Annotated in this window: 12 protein-coding genes, 1 tRNA gene and 1 pseudogene; 3 read left to right on the forward strand and 11 right to left on the reverse strand. The window is 35.3% G+C overall.

Annotated elements, in window-relative coordinates; genetic code table 11:
* Nucleotides 1-218 precede the first annotated feature (218 nt).
* From ABID39_RS03255 to ABID39_RS03270, 4 genes are all read right to left on the reverse strand, one after another.
* A tRNA-Thr gene (locus tag ABID39_RS03255) sits at nucleotides 219-294 on the reverse strand.
* A 204-nt stretch (nucleotides 295-498) separates the two neighbouring features.
* The gene (gene accC / locus ABID39_RS03260) at nucleotides 499-1,857 is read right to left on the reverse strand and encodes an acetyl-CoA carboxylase biotin carboxylase subunit (protein ID WP_354185996.1); all 1,359 of its coding nucleotides are present in this window, start codon (nucleotides 1,855-1,857) and stop codon (nucleotides 499-501) included.
* 14 nt (nucleotides 1,858-1,871) lie between these two features.
* On the reverse strand, nucleotides 1,872-2,363 hold the full coding sequence (accB, locus tag ABID39_RS03265; RefSeq protein WP_354185998.1) for an acetyl-CoA carboxylase biotin carboxyl carrier protein: 492 nt from the start codon (nucleotides 2,361-2,363) through the stop codon (nucleotides 1,872-1,874).
* 247 nt (nucleotides 2,364-2,610) lie between these two features.
* Nucleotides 2,611-3,483, reverse strand: coding sequence for a DsbA family protein (locus ABID39_RS03270; protein ID WP_354186000.1), 873 nt, complete (start codon nucleotides 3,481-3,483; stop codon nucleotides 2,611-2,613).
* Nucleotides 3,484-3,820: 337 nt separating this feature from the next.
* Here ABID39_RS03270 and glpD point away from each other — a divergent pair, with 337 nt between their 5' ends.
* The 3 genes from glpD to cobT all read left to right on the forward strand — a co-directional run bounded on the left by glpD (nucleotide 3,821) and on the right by cobT (nucleotide 8,215).
* Entirely contained in the window at nucleotides 3,821-5,353 is a 1,533-nt protein-coding gene (gene glpD / locus ABID39_RS03275; protein WP_354186002.1) for a glycerol-3-phosphate dehydrogenase, read from the forward strand.
* Between the two features lie 468 nt (nucleotides 5,354-5,821).
* Nucleotides 5,822-6,802, forward strand: coding sequence for a tRNA dihydrouridine(20/20a) synthase DusA (gene dusA, locus ABID39_RS03280; RefSeq protein WP_354186004.1), 981 nt, complete (start codon nucleotides 5,822-5,824; stop codon nucleotides 6,800-6,802).
* A gap of 405 nt (nucleotides 6,803-7,207) precedes the next feature.
* Complete coding sequence (cobT, locus tag ABID39_RS03285) at nucleotides 7,208-8,215, forward strand: nicotinate-nucleotide--dimethylbenzimidazole phosphoribosyltransferase (RefSeq protein WP_354186006.1); 1,008 nt, start codon at nucleotides 7,208-7,210, stop codon at nucleotides 8,213-8,215.
* 30 nt (nucleotides 8,216-8,245) lie between these two features.
* On the opposite strand, the pseudogene ABID39_RS03290 reads toward cobT, so the two are convergent.
* The 7 genes and pseudogenes from ABID39_RS03290 to topA form a co-directional block, all read right to left on the reverse strand.
* A pseudogene (locus tag ABID39_RS03290) lies at nucleotides 8,246-8,742 on the reverse strand (Lrp/AsnC family transcriptional regulator).
* Nucleotides 8,743-8,746: 4 nt separating this feature from the next.
* Nucleotides 8,747-9,382 (reverse strand): uracil-DNA glycosylase family protein, encoded by a 636-nt coding sequence (locus ABID39_RS03295; protein WP_354186008.1) that lies wholly within the window; start codon nucleotides 9,380-9,382, stop codon nucleotides 8,747-8,749.
* 48 nt (nucleotides 9,383-9,430) lie between these two features.
* Entirely contained in the window at nucleotides 9,431-9,976 is a 546-nt protein-coding gene (locus ABID39_RS03300) for a thermonuclease family protein (RefSeq protein WP_354186010.1), read from the reverse strand.
* 351 nt (nucleotides 9,977-10,327) lie between these two features.
* Nucleotides 10,328-10,495, reverse strand: coding sequence for a 50S ribosomal protein L33 (gene rpmG, locus ABID39_RS03305; protein WP_004864083.1), 168 nt, complete (start codon nucleotides 10,493-10,495; stop codon nucleotides 10,328-10,330).
* A 104-nt stretch (nucleotides 10,496-10,599) separates the two neighbouring features.
* Nucleotides 10,600-11,772, reverse strand: coding sequence for an MFS transporter (locus ABID39_RS03310; protein ID WP_354186014.1), 1,173 nt, complete (start codon nucleotides 11,770-11,772; stop codon nucleotides 10,600-10,602).
* A gap of 347 nt (nucleotides 11,773-12,119) precedes the next feature.
* A complete protein-coding gene (gene rnr, locus ABID39_RS03315) occupies nucleotides 12,120-14,402 on the reverse strand; it encodes a ribonuclease R (RefSeq protein ID WP_354186016.1) in 2,283 nt (760 codons plus the stop codon).
* A 3-nt stretch (nucleotides 14,403-14,405) separates the two neighbouring features.
* Nucleotides 14,406-16,994 (reverse strand): type I DNA topoisomerase, encoded by a 2,589-nt coding sequence (gene topA / locus ABID39_RS03320; protein WP_354186018.1) that lies wholly within the window; start codon nucleotides 16,992-16,994, stop codon nucleotides 14,406-14,408.
* Nucleotides 16,995-17,039: the final 45 nt, after the last annotated feature.

Here is a 17,039-nt window from a genome sequence, read left to right on the forward strand (position 1 = left end):
TTTGATGATTTTTATTTTACGATAGAAGTTAATAGCCCAAGTTTTCCGCTTCATTTAGCGAGCAAAGAACACCGTAAGATTTTTTATTCTAAAGTTGTTCTGATTCGCAATAATTGAGAGGCATATTGGAAAATCCTATTCCCTGATTTTTATCTATGCATCCCTCACTTCAAAAAACATATGAAAAATCAAAAACTTAATAGCTATATAAAAGCGTATGGTGCCCCCAGAGAGACTCGAACTCCCGACCCCCTGATTACAAATCAGGTGCTCTACCAACTGAGCTATAAGGGCATAGGCACATAGGAAGTAGCACAAACTTATAAAAAGGAAAATAGAAAATTATCAATTTTAGTACATATTTAAAAAAATTACATTATAAACTATAAAAACAATCAATTCTTTCATCTTTTCTGATACCGTTGATACTACTTTCATATTGATTTTTAATAAAAGCTTGAATGAAAATTCATCATTTTTTATTTGGCTATGATCTGGTCACAAATCTGAAGAGACTGATTGACTAGAAAGATATTTTTCTAGCCAGTGGATATTATAATTACCATCTGAAACATCTTGATTGTTAATAAGATCGCGAAAGAGAGGCAATGTGGTTTTTATCCCATCAACTACAAATTCATCTAAAGCACGTCGTAAACGCATCATACATTCTAAACGGGTACGTCCGTGAACAATTAGCTTTCCAATCATGCTATCATAATAAGGAGGAATGCGGTAACCTGAATAAGCGCCGGAATCGACGCGAATTCCTAAACCACCAGGCGTATGAAAATGCGTAATAGTTCCAGGTGATGGCGTAAAATTGATCGGATCTTCCGCATTGATACGGCATTCAATAGCATGGCCAGAGAAACAGACATCGTCTTGCGCAACAGAAAGTTTGCAGCCTGATGCGATATGAATTTGTTCATGAACTAAATCTATACCTGTAATCGCTTCAGTTACAGGATGCTCAACTTGTAAGCGTGTATTCATCTCAATAAAATAGAACTCACCATTCTCATAAAGAAACTCAATGGTACCCGCTCCACGATATCCAAGTTGTGCACAGGCATTGGCGACAATATCACCAATTTTTTTCCGTTCAGTCTCATTAAGTGCTGGTGAAGTAGCTTCTTCCCATACTTTTTGATGACGTCGCTGAAGTGAACAATCGCGTTCTCCTAAATGGATAGCATTTCCTGCTCCATCACCTATAATTTGAATTTCGATGTGGCGTGGTTTTTCTAGGTATTTTTCGATATAAACGGCATCATCGCCAAAAGCTGCTTTTGCTTCTGAGCGTGTTGTTTTGAGAGCTATAGAAAATTCTTGTTCAGAATGGACAACTTTCATACCACGTCCTCCACCACCGGCAGAGGCTTTAATAATAACGGGATAGCCAATTTCATGAGCAATGCGTAAAGCATCTGCTTCTTCTGTAACAGCTCCATCTGAACCAGGAACTACCGGAATTCCAAGCTTTTTTGCTGTTTTCTTTGCTTCAATTTTATCACCCATGATTCGAATATGTGCAGCCGTTGGCCCAATGAATGTAATATTGTGAGCTTCTAAAACATCTGCAAATTTTGCATTCTCAGAAAGAAAACCATAACCAGGATGAACAGCATCGGCTCCAGTAATCTCACACGCTGCAATAATCTGATGGATACTCAAATAAGAATCACGTGCTGGGGGAGGACCAATACAAACACTCTCATCAGCTAGGCGAACATGCATTGCATCAGCATCAGCAGTGGAATGAACAGCTACAGTTTTTATACCAAGTTCTCTGCAGGCTCGCAGAACGCGAAGAGCAATTTCTCCCCGATTAGCAATGAGGATTTTTCGAATCATGGTTGCCCCTCACTTTATTCAACAACAATAAGTGGTTCACCAAACTCAACAGGTTGGCCATCCTTAACGAAAATAGTAGTCACCGTACCTGAGCGTGGTGATGGAATTTGATTCATTGTTTTCATTGCTTCAATGATAAGCAAGGTCTGTCCTTCAGAAACATTTTGCCCTACCTCTACAAAAGCTTGTGCACCTGGAGAAGGTGCGAGATAGGCCGTTCCAACCATTGGAGATGTTACTGCATTGTTTGACTTATCTTCTTGTATAGAAGTTTCAGTTATTGGGGTAGAGGGAGGTGTTACGGCAACAGTAGGAGTTGAGACCGGAGCATAAATTGTTTGCTCTGAAGCAGAAGAGGTATTTTGACGTGATACACAAATACGAAGCCCACCTTGTTCAAGTTCAATATTCGTCAAATTTGTATCATTTAAAATTTCAGCAAGGTCGCGGATAATTTTTGTATCAATCGTGGTGTTTTTTTGCGCGTCCATTTTTTTTGTTGCCATTTTATTTCTAACTCCTTGATCAATGAAGATCTTCATTATTTCTTATAACTGAACATCTCTAGACTACGGGTGACCTTTTTAAAAGCTCTATGAAAAAAACTGTTTGCTTTTTTAGAATTATATTTCGTAATTCAAAACCATTATCTGCTACGCGAGAGTGCACTTATAAGCTTGTTGTTAAAAAAGAGAAAGCATAAAATCACATCACTTACAGTACTCTTTATAAAATTAGCAAAACAAAAAGTGTTTATTGCATATTTTTTAATGTTTCTTCTAAAATATCTTGATCTACTGCTCCAATGAACACTTTATCACCGATAATATAAGAAGGAGTGCCAGTAATATTAAGTTGAGAGGCAATTTGAATATTTCTTTTAAAGGAATTTTGAAAGTCAGGATTTTTTATCCTATCGCGCAGTTTTTTTTCGTCTGCTCCTAATGAAAGTGCTATTTTTATGGCTTTAGCTTCATTCGCACGACCATTATTGGTTAAAAGCGCTTTATGAAACTGTTGATATTTTTTTGGAAATTGTTCTCGAAAAGCATAGGCCACAGTATGTGCAGCTACAGAGTCATACCCTAAAATTGGTAAATCTTTTATAATAATCCGTAGGTCTGGGTATTTTTTTATTAAGCTTTCTATGTGTGGATAGGATAGTTTACAATATCCACAATTGTAATCAAAAAAATCAACAAATACCTTTTTACCATTTGGATTCCCCAAAATAGCATCATGTGGAGATTGAAAGATTTCCTTTTTCAATAAATTGATGATGAGAACTTGCTCTTGAGATTTTTTTTCATTTTCCTTTTCTAGTTTTTCTTGAAGAGCAATCTGCATTTCAATCAGAATTTCTGGATTAGTAAGTAAATACTCTCTTATAATCTTGTGAATAGCACGATCATCAATTTGTGGTGTGACTTTTTCTTTAAGCTTCGATAAAAAAGTAGAATTCTCTAGAAGTTGTATTTCAATTTTTTTTGAATTGAAACCATTGGGTGTTTTATCGCTTGATATTGCGTGTGATAAGGAAGATACAAAAATGAGAATACTCAACATAATTTTTGCTGAAAAATTTGTCATGGGCATTGTTTTTGAGTACTGAGGCTGATTGGTCATTATGTGATTTCATATTTCTATTGTGATGTTGAAAAATGGTATGAAAACTATCGCTTATACGCAATAAAGTATCCAGCTATAGTTTATATCTAATAGGTTGCAGGGAAAACATCAATTTTTTCTTTAAGAAAATTTTATTAATGCATTTTTGTGATGATTATATTCTTAATGGCTCATAGCTGTTTTTTTGTCAAATATTGTTCTTATTTATGATGAAATTCAAAATCGTTTAATTCATAATTTATTGTGGAAAAGACATATTGATAGTGCAATTAAAAGCGTTTGTCTTGAATTTTTATTGTTTCTTTATTGAGCACAGTAAAATAAATTAAATTGAATGATGAAAAATAAAATTATGAAAACCACAACACATTATGACCTGTTTATCATTGGAGGAGGGATAAACGGATGTGGACTGGCGAGAGATGCAGCTGGGCGCGGATTTAAAGTGGGATTGGCTGAAATGAATGATCTCTCATCAGGAACATCAAGTGCCTCGACGAAGCTTATTCATGGCGGTCTTCGTTATCTTGAACATTATGAATTCAAACTGGTTCGTGAAGCGTTAAAAGAACGCGAGGTTATTTGGTGTATGGCGCCACATCTTGTGCGTCCTTTGCGTTTTCTTCTCCCTTATCATAGGAATTTGCGTCCTGCTTGGTTGTTGCGTTTGGGGCTTTTTATTTATGACTATCTCGGTAACTGGAATCAAAAACTATGGCGCAGTAAAACGATTTATTTTTCAAAAAAATTTGGTTCCGTACTCAAGGAAGAGTATAAGATAGGTTTTGAATATTCTGATGCGAGAGTAGATGATGCGCGTTTGGTCATTGCCAATGCTCGTGATGCAGAAATGCAGGGAGCTGATATAAAAGTACGAACAGAAGTTCTTTCTTTAAAAAGAGAAAATAAAAAGTGGTTTCTCATTCTTCGAGATAAATTAAGCGGGAAAGAATATTGTGTTACAGCTTCTTATGTAGCAAATATAACGGGGCCATGGATTAATCGTATTCTGGCGGATGTATTAGATTGTAAAGAGCATTCACCTGTACGTCTTGTTCGGGGATCTCATATTTTAGTTCCTAAACTTTATGACCATGATCGCGCATACATTTTTCAAAATGGCGATGGGCGTATTCTATTTTCTATTCCGTATCAAGAAGAGTTTACCTTGCTTGGAACAACAGATTGTGACTATCAGGGAGATCCTGCTCATGTTTGCATTACTGATACAGAGGTTGATTATATTTGTACTGCAGCGAGTGAATATTTTGTACAACCTGTATTGCGTGAGTCCATCATCTGGACTTATTCTGGGGTCCGACCGCTTTATGATGATGGAACTTCAAAAGCGCAAGAAATTACACGTGATTATGTTCTGAAAGAAATGGGTACAGAAAATACGCCGCGGATCCTTAATCTTTATGGAGGGAAAATTACAACTTATCGCAAATTGGCAGAAGATGCGATGAAATTTGTTGAAAAAGCACTTGGGACAAGGGGAGCACCGTGGACAGAAAATTCGACACTTCCTGGAGGTAACTTTCCATATAATAAGCTTAATATAATTGAGAAAAAAATTGCTCTTTTGCTTCCAGATTTAGATGCTTTTACATATCGCAGACTTGCACGGTCTTATGGTCTAGAGGCACTGGTGATATTTGAAAACGGTAAAGCAAATAAAGGAAAAAATTTTGGACATGGACTCTACGAAGTAGAAATCAAATGGTTAATAGAAAAGGAATGGGCTAAAACATGTGAAGATGTGTTATGGCGCCGTTCAAAACTTGGGCTGTTGTTTAATGAAGAAGAAGTTTATGTTCTTTCTGCTTATATGCAAAGCCAAAAAGGGTGCAAACAAAATTTATGATAATTTGGCTTCATTATAGTGCTTAGGGTTTATTTGTATCACAAATTAAAAAATATTTCTTAACAAAAAATACGCTATAATGAGCTGAATTGCGGAACGTTTTCATTTGCCGTTTATCAGATTTGTAATGCTTTTAGATACTTACCGGATAAAGAGTATTTATGGTCTTTAAAGGTACATATGAATGGCAAAAAAGAGCATTCAAACAGCGATTTTTCTATATTTAAAACATCTTCTAGAACCATATAACCAAGATATTTGGAAATTGTTTCATTACGAGTAATCTACTTTGTTTTTTTCATTGGTTTTAATAGAATTTTAGATCAATAGAGAAATATAATAGGAGAGGGGATATTTATACAATTTTTAAAGATAAGAAGGTAATCAATTTTGTGTGAAGTAGAAAAAGCAAAAATTTGTATATATGAATGAGAAATCTTTTAATGAGGATATGAGAGTAATACTCCTATGATATTTTATAATCCTCCGTCACCAATAAAATTTGCGGTAGCACCAATGTTGGATTGGACAGACCGGCATTGCAGATTTTTTTATCGTCTTTTAACGAAAAAAGCGCTTCTTTATACTGAAATGATTGTAGCTGATGCTGTTATTCATGATGCTCGAAAACAATTGTTGGCTTTTAATTATGAAGAGCACCCAATTGCACTACAATTAGGGGGAGCTGATCCGAAAAAATTAGCAGAAGCTGCACGAATCGCTGAAGATTTTGGTTATGATGAAATTAATCTCAATGTTGGTTGTCCATCAAATCGTGTTCAAGCAGGTGTATTTGGTGCTTGCCTGATGTTACATCCTGACATTGTAGCAACTGCTGTAGAAGCGATGAAACAAGCAATTACTATACCTGTTACAGTTAAGTGCCGGGTTGGTGTGGATGAGCAAGATGAAGAATTTGCTTTAGATTCTTTTGCCCAGCAAGTTTGGAATGCTGGGTGTGATGCACTCTGGATACATGCACGCAAAGCATGGCTACAAGGATTAAGCCCGAAAGAAAATCGGGATATTCCTCCATTAAATTATGAAAGCGTTTATAAATTAAAACATAAATATCCACATAAATTCATTGGGATAAATGGTGGAATTAAATCAATTAATGAAATAAAAGAGCATCTGGCTTTGTGTGATGCTACTATGGTTGGCCGACAAGTTTATCATGATCCATCTTTGCTAAAACATATTGATTTTGAAATATATGGTGAGCAACAAAATGATCTGAGTGATCGTGATCTTATTGAAGCTATGTGTGATTATACTACTCGACATATCGCATCAGGAGGGCGTCTTTCTCATGTGACACGTCATATGATTGGTTTATTTCATGGTCGAAATGGAGCACGTAAATGGCGGCAAATATTGTCAAATGATGCAACAAAAAAAGATGCAGATACGCATATTCTAAAAGAAGCATTTTCTGCTTTCTTTTAACAACAGTTTTAGACAGTAGCTATACTAGATCGGATTATTTTAAATTTTACTTCTTACAAAAATTTTAAATAATCTCAATTGATGAATCTTTCAAAGCTATCATCTTTATCATGAAGGGGAGGTTGGCTTACACATCTTAGATAATTTTGATTAACACTACTCAATTATCATTTATATGTATAAAGTTTTTGTGAGGAAATAAACTAAAGAGTTAATTTAGAAACATAATATAAAACTTTGATAAAAAATATCTCTGTATAAATTTAATATAATATATCTCTGATTGAAAAATGCACAAATGATTTTATAAAAATATTTAATGTATTTTAAATACAGATCAAAGAAACAAATAAATTGTTCATATCCTGTATATATAGTGGTCTTCTCATTTTAAAAGGTATTTTCATGACCGTTAGTCCATTTGATGATTTTCGTGCTTTGCTCGCAAATTTACCTGTTGCTGATGGATTTTCTATAACTTTAGCAAAAAAACGGCAAGCAAAATTAACGAAAACTCAAGGAACGCTAGGAAAATTGGGAGATATTGCAGTTTGGTATGCTGGATGGAGAGGGGAAGAGAAACCTCTTGTAACGCGTCCTTTGGTGGCTATTTTTTCTGGGAATCACGGCATTACTGATGAAAATATTACTCCATTTCCGCAGTCGATGACACAAAAGATGGTACAAAATTTTGCTTCTGGTGGTGGAGCTATCAATCAAATTTGCATAGCTTATGACCTTGGACTAAAAATTTTTGACTTAGCGCTGAAATATCCAACAATAAATATTACAAAAGATGCAGCTATGGATGAGCGTAGTGCCGCTGCGACAATGGCATTTGGAATGGAATCTATTGCTGGTGGAACAGATCTCTTGTGTATAGGTGAAATGGGAATTGGAAACACAACCGTAGCTTCAGCTTTATGTTTAGCATTATTTGGTGGAGACGTTGAAGAATGGACGGAAGGTGGTATGGAATCTGAAGGGGATTTTTATCAACGTAAAATAACAGTGCTCAAAAAAGCAGTTTCTTTACATAAAGATCATTTTAACGATCCTTTTGAAATCATGCGTCGCTTAGGAGGACGTGAAATTGCCGCTATGGTAGGTGCTATTTTAGCAGCAAGAATAGAAAAAATACCAGTTATTTTGGATGGTTTTGTGGCGACTGCTGCTGCAGCCGTGCTTTATAAAATGCATTCAAGAGCGCTTGATCATACTCTTATTGGACATGTTTCTTCCGAAACTGTGCATCGTAAACTTTTAGAAAAAATTGGCAAAGAACCGCTTTTAGATTTTGGGATGTGTCTTGGAGAGGGAACGGGTGCAGCCATGGCAGCTGGTATTGTTAAAGCTGCTGTTTTAATGCACGCAAAAATGGCAGTTTTTGAACAATTAGATTTGACTGTCTGAATATAATCGCAGGTTAAAAATTTAAGATTATTATTCGTTTGTTTTTTCGCACAATTTTATATGATTGAATGAACGTTCCGTTGTATATTTAATCTGTTCCATTGCGAACAATGATGGTACATCACGAATATCAATTTAGCGATTAATTTTTTGTAAAAAAGATCATAAGCTTCAATATTAGAAACAACAACACGTAATAAATAGTCAATATTTTCACTCATTCGATAGAATTCAATAACTTCACAAAAATCCTGCACAATTTTTGAAAAACGCTTAAGTCATTCAGGACTATGGAGGTTAGTGCGAATAGAAACAAAAACAGTAACATGTGCATTTACTTTTTCTGAAAAAAGAATGGCAACACGACGCTGAATAATACTATTTTTTTATAATACTATTTTTTTCAAGTTTTTGAATTCTGAGTCAGAAAGAAATCATTGAAAGTCCAACTTCTTAGCAATATCAGAAACAGAGAGTGTTGCACTTTTTTATAAAAGATGCAGGATTTTTTGGTCAAGTTTATCCATATTTTTATAAAAAATTACGCACCAAACGACGAAGATATACAATAAGCTCATCGTTAAACCATGGATTTTTCTGTAGCCAAGAAGTATTTCGCCATGATGGATGAGGCAAAGGCATGACATTATAACCTCGAGGTTGCTGTACGGAAAGAATGTTTCTCCAATCGCTGACGGTTTCTGAAACTGTTTTATATTTTAATTCTGCAATATGCCACTTTTGTGCATAACTTCCAATAGCAAGGACAAGCTTTATCTGTGGCATAGCTTGAAATACTCTCTCATGCCATATTTCACAACATTCACGTCTCGGTGGTAAATCAGACTTATTTTTATCATAACCTGGAAAACAAAATCCCATAGGAACAATAGCAAAAAGAGATTTATTATAAAATTCATTCTTTGTAACATCGAGCCAATAACGCAATCTTTCGCCAGAACGATCATTAAAAGGAATAGAACTTTCATGTACACGCAATCCTGGTGCTTGTCCTGCAATCGCAATCAAAGCTGTGTGAGATAAATAAACGACAGGCTTTGGTTCGTGAGGAAGCGGAGGGAGATAATGTGGTTGTTGGATACAAACACGGCAAGAATAAATTTTTCTTTCAAGTTTAATAATTTGACTGCAATGTGATTGTTTCATCGACGCATAAAAGATTAAAGAATATATTGGGGAATAAAAATGTTTTTCTTATTCTGTTCGAGGATGTGTTTTTCGCCATTTCCTCGGATGTTGAAAATTTGACTGCCATATTCCTTTTTTTTTCTTTTTAGCTTCTTTTTCTTCTTCAGGGTAGTCATAATAACTTACAGCCCACCCATTACGTACAAGTGTTGCATTAATATTACTGATTCTTTTTGTTTCACATGTTGCGAGAATACGGTTATATTTGTCTTTTTTGTACCAGCGACATGTAACAGGATGATTTCCTATGAGGTCTTCTAAATATTCTTTTGCCTCAACTCCACATGGATAGCGTGTTTCCTTTGTACCACAAAATTGCTGAAGTTCTGGAGCATCAATGCCTACAAGCCGAATCTTGACAGAAGAAATCATAATTGAATCTCCATCAATAATAAGCGCCTTACCTTTAATTAATCCTTTAGAGAAAAAATCTGTTCTTTGAGAAGATGCTTGAATCTGTTTAAGGTAAATAATTATAGCGATAAAAATAGCAGCAATGACAAAAATGCTAAAGCTGATAATCGTTAGACTAAAATGAGATTTTTTTTTCATAAAATAAAAGAAACTACTATTATAAAATTGTTGCTTAAATTTTTTTAAAAGAAATTTATTTCAAAATTAAGGAATCTCTCTTCGTTATTACGAAGGAATTCCTATATTTAATAGAGCTACTATGCTGGATAGAACAAAAGTAATTCAACATAATATCACGATGATATTTATGATGATAACGGAGAAAAGCAATCAAAAAATGAAACAAATCTCCTAAAATCCATACAAAAAGCATGGATTACAATATAATATTTTTTTAATAAAAAATATTCTCTAGAACATAACTTTAAAGAGCAAAAAAAACACATTTTTTACGTTTGCAGAATCTGCAAACCAAATAACTAACTCAATTTATTTAATTTTTGTTTCTTTAAATTCGACGTGCTTTTTTACAACTGGATCATATTTACGTTTGCTCATTTTGTCTGTCATCGTACGGCTATTTTTCTTTGTAACATAAAAAAAACCAGTATCTGCTGTGGACAAAAGCTTAATTTTAATGGTCGCTGCCTTAGCCATAATTTAGGAATCCTATTTACATTGAACAATATTATCTTGTTATTAAAATTCGCTTTTAGCGTAATCAGATTTTGTGCGCAACACTACGGATGTTCTAAAAAAAGTCAAGAGCTGATTAATTTTCTCATGAGTTGAACAAATACTAAAATAACATATAAACCAAAAAAGCAAGCCATTGCTGTTGAAAAACCAAATGGTTTAAAGATATCCATGGTCTGTCCGATAATGGTTGGTCCAATAAGCATACCGATTCCATAGCAAAAGATAAAGGCAGAATTGGCAGTAGCAAGTTCATGTTCCTTGAAACGTACCCCTAGATGGGCAAGTCCGATTGTATAAAGTCCAGCAGATACACCACCAAGCAGAAAAAGATCAAACATGAGGATCCATGTATATTGGATGATCCATGGTATTATAAAAGTTCCAAGAAATCCTAAGATAGCACAACCTATAAGAGGATAACGTTGATCCTTTGCATAATCGCTTATAACACTGATAGGGATTAAAAGAAAAACACTACCAAGTGCGAGTGTTGTCATAAAGTGCGCAGCCTCATCTCCATTATACCCAATGGAAAGAGTAAAGGGGGCTATAAGAGTTAATGTCCCCATTTGAATAGCACCATAAACAAATACTGCCATCATTGAGCTTGGGACTCGAAAAAGATAAGGAATAAACGATGTATGTTGTTTTCCTCTAAATTTTGGACTTAGTTTCCAAGCAGCGAGAATTGGTATAAAAGCGAGCACAGTAAAAATGCAGCCTATGGCAAAAGGTACAATTCCTTGAGTTCCTACTTTTACCAATAGCATTGAACCTATTGCGAACGCTAATCCTAATGTAATAGCATAAATGGAAAGTACTAAACCACGTTTTTTATGTGGTGCATAACTGTTAATCCAAAACTCCGACAGGATGAACGTTACTGTCATAGTGAAATGTAAGATAAATTTTAAAACGAACCAAATCCATATTGATTCGAAAAAATAAAATCCTAGAAAGCTCAAATATCCTATGGATATCATAAGCATTATTGCTTTGGCAGTACCTAAATGCAGAGTGATTCGAGCAGTAAAAATAGCAGCGATAATTGTAGCAATTCCTCCAATTGTTCCACTATAGCCAATAGTACTATTTGAAATACCTTTCTCAGCCATCAAAAGTGAAACAAGCTGTATTCCCATTCCCAATGCTATTCCAACGGTACCAATCGTTGTAATGGCTGCAATGATTGCACGCAAAGAATTATTTTGAGAGTTTAAAGACTTTTTTATCATGAGAGTGGCTTAATGATGCCTTCATTTATTTAAACTGATGAAAAGTTGATTTGAAATCAGAAAATGAACCTGTACATTACAGATTTTCTCATTCAGTTAATAGGGGGAGTTTTTAGATTTCTATATGATCATTATTGGTGAGTAAAAAACATATAATAAGTAAAATTTACTTTGTATATAGAATAATAAAATTATAATACATGATAAATTGCCTATTTAATTCAAATTTATTTGTATTATTCATATTTCAGAAAATACAATAAGATAACATTAACTTTATTATAAAAGTTTTTAGTTATTTAAAATAAAAAATAATGAAATAAAAACTGTAAAAATGTTTTTTATTTTTAGTTATTATTATTTTTTCTACTATAGGAAATATGTTTTCGTTTTTTGACTATATGTTTGTTTTTATGGTAAGATATAGGTAAAAAGTTTACCGAACGAGGTTTAGTTAATATCTCAAATGATACAGATCCGGCGAAAGGTTGTACTGCTATGAGCTTTACCTCTACCTTATCGCTCAGTTGGTAACCTTTATGGCTACGCTTTCCTATGAGAACATGTTGTGTTTCGTCCAAGTGATAATAATCATTTTTAAGTGTAGAAATATGGACAAAACCATCTGTATTAAGTTTGTCAAGTGAGATGAAAAGCCCCGCTTTTGTGACTCCAGAAATATGACCTGTAAAAATACGACCGATTTTGTTAGTCAAATAATGTGCAACAAGCCGATCAATAGTTTCTCTTTCAGCCATCATTGCACGTCGTTCATATAAAGAAATCTGTGTGGAAATTTCCGCAAGATTTTGTTCTTGTATCTTTGTTAATTGGTCATTTCCTAGTTTTAGGACTTTAATAAGTGCTCGATGAATAATAAGATCAGCATAACGACGGATTGGTGAGGTAAAATGTGTATAATTCTGTAGATTCAACCCAAAATGTCCAATGTTTTTAGGATTATATTCCGCTTGAGATTGTGAACGCAGAATAACTTGATTGACTAATTCTTTCTGCTCAGTCTTCATGACTTTTGCTAAAATATTGTTGAGTCGTGCTGATGTAAGCTCTGCATTTCGAGAGAGCGCTATTCCCAAACTTTGGAGAAAATTTCGTAATACTTCTTGTTTTGCAAGAGAAGGTTTATCATGAATACGATAGATGAGGGATTGATGATGCTCTTTTAATGTTTCAGAAGCAGCAATATTCGCTTGTATCATGAATTCTTCAATCAAACGATGTGCTTCTAAGTGTGATTCACTTACAACATCTTTAATGCATCCATTTTGATCAAGAATAATCTTTTTTTCTTCTATTTCTAATTCTAGTGGTTGTCGATGGTCCCGCGCGATTTTTAGACACAGATAAGCTTCCCATAATGGCTGTAATGTACTCTCAAAAAGGGGAGCAATCTTTTCATTTATATTTCCTTCAATTGCTAATTGTACTTCTTCATAAGAGAGCTTGGCTATTACACGAATCATAACACGATGAAAACTGTGTTTCCGTTTGTTACCATTTGCATCAAAAATCATACGAACAGCTAAAGCTGGCCTTTCTTTTCCTTCATGTAAAGAACATAAATCATTAGAAATGCGCTCTGGTAGCATTGGAACAACGCGATCAGGAAAGTAAATAGAATTCCCTCGTTTTAATGCTTCTTCATCTAAAGGACTTCCTGTTTTTATATAGTAAGAAACATCTGCAATCGCGACTGTTACAACCCAACCACCACTATTTGCAGGATCTTTATCCTTTGTTGCATAAATAGCATCATCATGATCTTTTGCATCTGGTGGATCAATTGTAACAAACGGTAACTGCCGCCAATCTTCGCGATGATTGATGCTTGCAGGTTTTATATTTTTTACTTGTTCAATAACTTCTTCAGGAAAGATATAAGGAATCCCTTTTGAGAGAAGGGCAATCATTGATAATGTTTTTTCGCTATCAATATGTCCTAAAATATTTTTTATTTGTGCAGTTTTTTGTCCATATCCAGTATTTTTTTTAATTTCAACTTCGACCAAATCACCAGATTCTATCTTCATTTTTGAAGAGGTATCAAGAATCAGTTTGCTTGTTTTGCGGTCTATAGGTTCAAGTAGCCATTGGTTTGTTTTTAATTTTTGTACAATACCAAATGTATTTTTTAGAGATGCATCAACTTTACGGATAACCCGCCCTGTATAAGGAAAGCTTTGAGGCGTTTTATTTCTAAAAATTTTTATAAGAACATGATCTCCAATGCCAACACTGTCTCCTTTTATGCGGTAAAAAGAGCGTATTTCAATATTTGGCTTTGAATCATCTCTCCACTCAAGAGGTTGTGCAATTAAACTGCCATCTTGGTCGCGTCCAGTAATTTTCACCAAAGCAACGGGTGGCAGTTTTCCTTTATCTATTACTGTCTTACGCTGTTTTGATATGAGGTTCTCATTCTTTAATTCGCGTAATATATCTCTTAGCCAAAGACGAGAATCACTCTTTAAACTAAAAGCTTTGGCAATTTCACGTTTGCTTGAACGATCAGGATTTTCATTAATAAAGGAAAGAATCTCAGCCTTGTTGGGTACTCGTTCCGTATTGAATGATTGGAAATGTTCTATTTTTTTTTTACCTTTAGCCAAAATTTATGTCTCTTTTCTTTTGGAAGAAGTTTTCTTTGTGGTTTCCTTTTTACGAGAAGTTTTACCGGTTCCTTTTTTACTCAATTCTTTCACCGATATTAGTTCTAAGGCTTCTGAAAGTGTTACACTAATTGGTTCTTTATCTTTTGGCAATGTTGCATTAATTTTGCCCCAATTAACGTAGGGGCCATAACGTCCACTGCGTACAGTAATGGCTCCTCCATCAGGATGCTCTCCTAATGTTGCAAGGGCTGCAGATGTTGTTCTGCTTTGCGCTGTTTTATTTTCTCGTTTTTCGGCAAGCACTGTGACAGCGCGATTGATGCCAATATCAAAAACTTCATCTGCATGAAGGAGGGGAGCAGATTTTCCATCATGCGCAAGGTAGGGACCGTAGCGCCCAATGGTTGCTGTGATGACTTTGCCTGTTTCAGGATGAATACCAATTTCACGTGGCAAAGAGAGTAAAGCTAAAGCTTTATCAAGAGTGATATTTTCTGGTTGCCATTCTTTTGGTAGTCCTGCACGTTTGGCTTCTTTACTTTCACCTAATTGAACATAAGGTCCAAAACGGCCATTACGGAGAGAAATATCTTTTCCTGTTTGAGAATCTACACCGAGCATAATAGGCTCATCATTCCGTATGGATTCTTTTCCTTCTTCTGTGTCTGTTCCAAGTTGGCGCGTATATTTACATTCCGGATAATTGGAACAGCCAACAAATGCACCATAACGTCCTAGCTTTAATGACAACTCGCCGTTTGAACAAAGAGGACAGGAACGAACATCAGCTCCATCTTCACGAACAGGAAAGGCAAGGGGGGCTAGTGTTATATTTAAAACATCAAGAACGTTTGTTATACGTAGCTCTTTGATGTTGGTTATAGATGTGTTAAATCCATCCCAGAAATCACGCAACACGTCTTTCCAAGAAAGCTTTCCATCTGATATAAGATCTAGTTTTTCCTCAAGATTTGCTGTGAAACCATATTCTACATAGCGATTAAAGAAATTTTCAAGAAACGCCGTAACGATACGTCCTTTAGCATCAGGAATAAGCCTTCGTTTATCAATGACGATATATCCACGATCGCAAAGCGTGGATAATGTGGATGCATAAGTTGATGGACGACCAATTCCTAGTTCTTCAAGCTTTTTAATTAAGGAAGCTTCGGAATAACGGGGAGGTGGTTCTGTCGTATGTTGTAGTGCTTCAACTTTTTCTTTTGTAAGCATTTCACCAGTGTTTATTTGTGGCAAACGGGTTGCTTCGTTTTCTTCACCGTTTTTTTCTTCTCTATGATCAGCATAGACAGAAATAAAGCCATCAAAACGAATAACAGAACCTGTTGCACGTAAATTTGCATGATTTTCTCCTTGCTGTGCTTCGATTTCAACAGTTGTGCGCTCAATATTAGCAGAACACATTTGGCTGGCAATAGCGCGCTTCCATATCAGTTCATAGAGTTTTGCTTGATCTTTCTCAAGAAAACTGCTCACTTGACTGGGGAGACGTTGAAAATCCGTTGGGCGAATAGCTTCATGCGCTTCTTGTGCGTTTTTTGCTTTTGTTGAGTAAAAACGTGGCTTTTCAGGAACATAGTTATTGCCAAAGGATTCATGAATCACTTTTCTTGCTGAATCGATAGCTTCTGGTGCCATTTGTACACCATCGGTACGCATATAGGTAATAAGTCCTGCCATTTCTCCATTAATTTCAATGCCTTCATAAAGTTTTTGAGCGATTTGCATGGTACGAGAGGCTGAAAATCCTAATGTTGAAGAAGCAGCTTGCTGTAAAGTGGAGGTAGTAAATGGAGGAGAGGGATGTCTTTTTGTAGGTTTTGCTTCAACACTGAGTGTGCGATATTGTGCATTCTCCAACATAAGGCGAATTTGATCTGCTTGTTCTTGAGACTGAATATCAAGTTTGCCAATTTTGTTGTGGTTAAACATTGTGAGTCTTGCTTGAAAACCGTCATTTCGTATGGTTTTCAAGTCTGTTGTAATGGACCAATAATCTTCTTTAATAAAATGTTCTATTTCTGATTCACGATCACAAATAATACGTAAAGCAACTGATTGAACACGACCGGCCGAACGGGCACCGGGAAGTTTACGCCACAAAACAGGTGAGAGTGTAAAACCAACGAGATAATCGAGAGCACGACGTGCAAGATAGGCATCCACGAGTGAGGTATCAATATCGCGTGGATTGTTCATAGCATCAAGCACAGACTTTTTGGTGATGGCATTGAACACAACGCGTTTTACAGGTTTATCTTTTAAAACTTTTTTTTGACGAAGAACATCCAAGATATGCCATGAAATAGCTTCTCCTTCACGATCAGGGTCTGTTGCTAAGATAAGGCTATCGGCTTCTTTGACTGCTTTTGCTATTTCATTCAAACGTTTAGCAGAGGCAGAATCTACATCCCATTTCATAGAAAAATCTTGATCAGGTAGAACAGAGCCATCTTTTGCAGGTAAATCACGAACATGTCCAAATGATGCGACTACTTTATATTCAGATCCAAGATATTTATTAATTGTTTTAGCTTTTGCTGGAGATTCAACGATAACGATATTCATAATTTTACCCGAATGTTGAAATAAAAAACTTTTTTATAAACTCCT

The sequence above is a fragment of the Bartonella japonica genome, from assembly GCF_040545385.1.
In the GTDB taxonomy this organism is placed as follows: domain Bacteria; phylum Pseudomonadota; class Alphaproteobacteria; order Rhizobiales; family Rhizobiaceae; genus Bartonella; species Bartonella japonica.